This is a genomic window from Nocardioides sp. NPDC057772 (genome assembly GCF_042798075.1).
Classification (GTDB): domain Bacteria; phylum Actinomycetota; class Actinomycetes; order Propionibacteriales; family Nocardioidaceae; genus Nocardioides.
In genome coordinates, this window is the sequence record NZ_JBHVKN010000269.1 from 1 (window position 1) to 5,945 (window position 5,945).

3 protein-coding genes are annotated in these 5,945 nt (G+C 72.6%); all 3 read left to right on the plus strand.

The genetic code is table 11. The features are described 5' to 3' along the window. Window positions 1-21: 21 nt before the first annotated feature. The 3 genes from ACFVJS_RS25890 (at window position 22) to ACFVJS_RS25900 (ending at window position 5,792) form a co-directional block, all read left to right on the plus strand. On the plus strand, window positions 22-711 hold the full coding sequence (locus tag ACFVJS_RS25890; protein WP_378886367.1) for a hypothetical protein: 690 nt from the start codon (window positions 22-24) through the stop codon (window positions 709-711). Beyond that, window positions 708-2,234, plus strand: a complete 1,527-nt coding sequence (locus ACFVJS_RS25895) for a DNA polymerase Y family protein (RefSeq protein ID WP_378886369.1) — start codon at window positions 708-710, stop codon at window positions 2,232-2,234. Before ACFVJS_RS25890 ends, ACFVJS_RS25895 begins: the two co-directional genes overlap by 4 nt. 114 nt (window positions 2,235-2,348) lie before the next feature. Then, a complete protein-coding gene (locus ACFVJS_RS25900) occupies window positions 2,349-5,792 on the plus strand; it encodes an error-prone DNA polymerase (RefSeq protein WP_378886371.1) in 3,444 nt (1,147 codons plus the stop codon). Window positions 5,793-5,945: the final 153 nt, after the last annotated feature.

The following is a 5,945-nucleotide window of genomic DNA, read 5'->3' on the forward strand; positions in this document are numbered from 1 at the left end:
CAAATGTTCGATACTCATTGAGTGGGAGTGGTAGCGGGGATCGAACGACACCAGAAGCTGGCTCAGATCGAGCAGCTTCGGTCCAAGGTGCGGCGGCTGGAGCAGAAGCCGGGCCTGGGGGCCGAGCTGGCCACGCACGAGGCGCTCGGTGGGGTGGTGCAGCTGCGGGCAGGCGGGACGTACGCGGCCAACTCGCTGTCGCTGGCGATGCTGCTGCTGGCGGGACCCTCGAGCGCGGGGGAGTGGACCGCGGTCGTCGGGGTCGAGGACTTCGGTGTCGAGGCGGCGGCCGAGGCCGGGGTCGACCTGGAGCGGACCATCCTGGTGCCGTGCCCCAAGGACTCCTGGCTGGAGGCGACCGCGGCGCTCGTCGACGTGGTCACGCTGGTGCTGGTCCGGCCGACCGGCCGGGTGGCCCCGGGCGTCGCCGAGAAGATCGGCGCCCGGCTGCGCACCCGCGGCGCCGCGCTGGTCGCGCTGGGGGAGTGGCCGAGAGCAGACGTACGCCTCCGGGCGACCGAGCCGCGCTGGGTCGGTCTGGGCAACGGCGACGGCCATCTCCGGGCGAGGCGGATGGTGGTCGAGGCGGTGCGCGGGACGGCGCCGCCGCGGCGTACGGCGATCTGGTTCCCCGCCGAGGACGGCGGTCTGCGGCGCGTCCTCGAACCCGTCGCGGACCTCGCTGACCTGCGGAAGCAGGAGTCGGCATGAGTCGCACGCTGGTGGTCTGGTGCGCCGACTGGCCGGTCGCCGCGGCGCTGGGGGAGCAGGGGCTGCCGCGGCACCTGCCGGCGGCGGTCTTCGCGCAGAACCGCGTCCAGGCCTGCAACCAGGCGGCGCGGGAGTTCGGGATCAAGCGCGGGATGCGGCGCCGCGACGCGCAGGCGCGCTGCCCCGAGGTGCAGGTGCTCGCCGCCGACGACGCCCGCGACGCGCGGGTGTTCGAGGAGGTGCTGGTGCGCCTGGAGGAGCTGCGTCCCGGCGTCATGCCGCTGCGCCCCGGGCTGGTCGCGCTGCGCTCGCCGGCCCGCTTCTACGGTGGTGAGGCCGAGGCTGGGGCGGCGATCGCCGAGTGCGTGGTCGGGCTCGGGATCTGGGACGTACGGATCGGCATCGCCGACGAGCTCTTCACCGCCGAGCAGGCCGCGCGGAGCGCCGGGCTCCAGGAGACCTACGCGGTCCCGGCGGACGGCGGCTCCACCGCGTTCCTGCGCGCCCTGCCGGTCCATGTCCTCGACGACGCCAACGCGGTCAGCCTGCTGCAGCGGCTCGGCCTGACCACGCTCGGCGGCCTCGCCGACCTGCCCGGCGCCGACGTCAAGGCGCGTTTCGGCGCGCAGGCCGCGTGGGTCCGCCGGGTGATCCACGGTGAAGGAGCGAGGCCGGTGACGGGGCGTACGCCACCGCCCGAGCTCGCCACCGAGGCCGCCTTCGAGCCGCCGCTCGACTCAGCCGAGGCGGTCTGCTTCTCGGCGCGGCAGGCGGCGGAGGGGTTCGTGAAGGGCCTGGCGGCACGGCAGGAGGTCTGCACCGAGGTGCGGATCGAGGTCGAGATGGAGGACGTCCCGGACTCCTGCCGCACCTGGGCGCATCCGCGCTGGTTCTCCGCCGTCGACCTCATCGACCGGCTGCACTGGCAGCTGGCCGGTGCGGTCACGGCCGGACGCGGAGGAGCGGTGACCCGGGTCCGCTTCGTCCCCGAGGTCGCCGTCTCCGAGGCGGTCCACGCCGACGGCCTCTGGGGTGGCACGGACGAGCGCGTCGACCGCGGCATCGCCCGGGTGCAGGGCCTGCTCGGCCACGAGGCCGTCGTCGCCCCGGTGCTCCAGGGTGGCCGCAGCCCGCGCGACCGGCAGGCGTACGTCCCCTGGGGCGACCGCCCCAAGACGCTGCGCGACCGTGCGCTGCCCTGGCCGGGAAGCATTCCGCCGCCGGCGCCCGCCCGGGTGCTGGCCGACCCGTGGCCGGCGGAGGTGTGCGACCAGGCCGGGCGACCGGTCGTGGTGCTCCCGCGCGGCGGTGTCTCCGGCGACCCCGTCCGCTACCGGCCCTCGGCGGGCGAGCCCTGGCAGCGGGTCGCCTCCTGGGCCGGCCCGTGGCCGGTCACCGAGGCATGGTGGGAGCCCGGCGGCGGGCGGCGGGTCGCCCGCTTCCAGCTCGTCGGGGTCGACGGCCGCGCCTGGCTGGCCACCTTCGACACCGATCACTGGCTCACGGAGGCCTCCTATGACTGAGCTGGTGTGTGGCGGTTCGTCTAGGTATGCAGCCGAACCGTCACTTCCCTCGCGGAACTCCCCACGGGAAGTGACGGTTCACCTGCATACCTTGATGGACATTCGGGGTGGCTGATGGGCTGGAACAACCCCGAGATCCCTTGGAAGGAGCTGGAGCGGCGGCTCTCGGGCCGCCCGCCGAGCGACCCCTACGGTGACGCCCCGATCTCGCGGCGCAAGAAGCGGCTGCCCGACGAGGAGGTGCGCGGGCCGGAGGGCCCGGTCGTGCCGTACGCCGAGCTCCACGCCCACTCCGACTTCTCCTTCCTCGACGGGGCGAGCTCGCCGTCGGCGCTGGTCGCCGAGGCGATCCGGCAGGGGTTGCACGGGATCGCGATCACCGACCACGACGGGTTCTACGGTGCCCCGGCCTTCGCCGAGGCTGCGCAGAAGCTGGGCCCGGCCGGCGAGAGGGACAGGCTGCTGACCGTCTACGGCGCCGAGCTGTCCCTGGGTCTGACCAAGCCGCAGAACGGCGTCGCCGACCCCGAGGGCAGTCATCTCCTGGTGCTCGCCCGAGGCGTCGAGGGCTACCGACAGCTGGCCGGCGCGATTACCGAGGCGCAGCTGCGCGGCGACGAGAAGGGCCGGCCGACCTACGACCTCGACGAGCTCGCCGACCGGGCTCGCGAGGGCAACTGGCTGATCCTGACCGGGTGTCGCAAGGGCACCGTACGCCAGGCGCTCACCGGCACCGGGCCGATCGCCGCCGCCCGGGCACTGCGTGAGCTCACCGACAGGTTCGGCCACGACAACGTCGTCGTCGAGCTGACCGACCGTGGCCACCCGACCGACTCCTACGACAACGACCTGCTCGCCGGTATCGCCCGCGAGGCGGGGCTGCCCACGGTCGCCACCAACAACGTCCACTACGCCACGCCCGACCGGCACCGGGTGGCCGACGCGCTCGCGGCGGTCCGCGCCCGGCGCACCCTGACCGACATCGCCGGCTGGCTCCCGGCCGGCCCGGTGGCGTACGTCAGGTCGGGGGAGGAGATGGCGCAGCTCTTCCGGCGCTACCCGGGCGCGGTGGCACGCAGCGTCGAGATCGCCGAGGAGTGCGCCTTCGACCTGCGCAAGGCCACCCCCAAGCTGCCCAAGCGCGGGATCCCCGACGGCGAGACCGCCGCGACCTGGCTGCGCCATCTGACCGAGATCGGCTTCGAGCAGCGCTACGCGATGGCGTACGCCCACGACCCGAAGCACGTCGAGAAGGCCCGTGAGCGCGTCGAGCACGAGCTCGACGTCATCGAGCGCAAGGACTTCCCGGGCTACTTCGTGATCGTGCACGACATCGTCGAGTTCGCGCGGAGCGAGGACATCCTCTGCCAGGGGCGAGGATCGGCGGCGGCGTCCGCGGTCTGCTACGCGCTCGGGATCACCGCGATCGACCCGGTCTTCTACAACCTCCCCTTCGAGCGGTTCATCTCCGAGCACCGTGAGGAGGAGCCCGACATCGACGTCGACTTCGACTCCGACAAACGCGAGAAGGTGATCCAGTGGGTCTATGACCGCTATGGGCGCCGCAACGCCGCGCAGGTCGCCAACATCGTCGGCTACCGACCGAAGATGGCGGTCAGGGACGCGGCCAAGGCGCTCGGCCACAGCCCGGGGCAGCAGGACGCCTGGTCCAAGCACGTCGGCTACTCCCGCGTCGAGGCCCCCGACGACGTGGGCATCCCCGCGCCGGTCCTGGCGCTGGCCGCCGAGATCCACGGGGCGCCGCGTCACCTCGGCATCCACTCCGGCGGGATGGTGCTGACCGAGGAGCCGATCGGGGAGGTGGTGCCGATCGAGCGGGCGCGGATGGAGAAGCGCACCGTGATCCAGTGGGACAAGGACGCCGCCGAATACATGGGCCTGGTGAAGTTCGACCTGCTCGGGCTCGGGATGCTGGCGGCGCTCGACCACATGATGAATCTGGCTCGGGAGCACCTGGGGGAGGGCTGGACCCTGGCGACCATCCCCAAGGAGGAGCCGGCGGTCTACGACATGCTCTGCCGGGCCGACTCGATCGGGGTCTTCCAGGTCGAGTCGCGCGCACAGATCGGCACCCTCCCGCGGCTGCAGCCGCGCTGCTTCTACGACCTGGCCATCGAGATCGCGCTCATCCGGCCGGGGCCGGTGCAGGGCGGAGCGGTCCATCCCTACGTACGTCGGGCGACCGGGCGTGAGGAGGTCAGCTACGCCCATCCGCTGCTGGAGCCGGTGCTGGAGCGCACCCGCGGGGTGCCGTTGTTCCAGGAGCAGCTCATGGAGATGGGTCGTGTCCTGGGCGACTTCGACCACGACGACGCCGACCTGCTGCGCCGGGCGATGGGCTCGAAACGTGGCCTCGAGCGCATCGACTCCCTCAAGGAGCAGCTCTATGAGGGCATGCGGGCCAAGGGCATGACCGAGGAGACGGCCGAGGCGGTCTACACCCAGATCCTCTCCTTCGCGAACTTCGGCTTCGCCGAGTCCCACGCGCTCAGCTTCGCCAAGCTCGTCTACGCCTCGTCGTGGTTCAAGCTCCACTACCCGGCCGCGTTCCTGGCCGGTCTGCTCCGTGCCCAGCCGATGGGCTTCTACTCACCGCAGTCGCTGACCCAGGACGCCCGCCGCCACGGGGTGGAGGTACGCCGCCCCGACCTCATCCTCAGCCAGGCCGCCGCCGACCTGGAGCCGCTCGACCCGGAGGCGGAGCCGGTCGAGCCGGTTGCGACCACCGGACGGGAGGAGTGCCTGCGCGATGGGGAGCAGACCGAGTGGGTGTCCGGCACCCCCGACCCCACCCCCGAGCACCGCCGCGACGGCAACTTCGCGGTGAGGCTGGGCCTGGACTCCGTACGCGGCATCGGCAAGGACGTCGCCGAGCGGATCGTGAAGGCCCGGACCGAGGCGCCGTTCAAGGACTCCCTGGACCTGTCGAGACGTGCCGGTCTGGAGCGGGCCCAGCTCGAGGCGCTGGCCACCGCGGGATGTTTGGAGGTGTTCACATCGAGCCGTCGCCAGGCGCTGTGGCAGGCGGGCTGGACCGAGACCGAGGACCAGCTCGAAGGGGTGCGGTTCACCGCCGAGACGCCGGAGCTGCCCGGCCTCGACCCGGTCGAGGAGACCCTCGCCGACCTCTGGGCGACTGGCGTGACCCCCGGCAGCCACCCCTTCGTCCACCTCCGGGCAGGCCTGACCGCGGCGGGACTCCCGACGATCGGTGACCTCCCCGCCACCGAACCCGGCCGGCGCATCACCGTCGCCGGCCTGGTCACCCACCGGCAGCGCCCCGGCACTGCGGGCGGGGTCACCTTCATCAACCTCGAGGACGAGACCGGCATGCTCAACGTCGTCTGCTCCGCCGGCCTGTGGCGGAAGCACCGCAAGATCGCGGTCTCCACCTCCGTCATGCTCATCCGCGGCATCCTGGAGCGCAACGACGGGGTGACCAACCTGGTCGCCGACCGCCTCGCCCCGCTCGAGGAGATCCACCCCGAGGCGGCCCGGGCCATCCAGTCCCGCCACCGCTCCCGCGACTTCCGCTGACAGCCGAGACGTCAGCCAGGTCGGCCGAGACGTCAGCCAGGTCGGCCGAGACGTCAGCCAGGTCGGCCGAGACGTCAGCCAGGTCGGCCGAGACGTCACTCCCGCCGGGCGAGACGTCACTCCCGTCGGCCGAGAGATCACCCACTGCCGTCT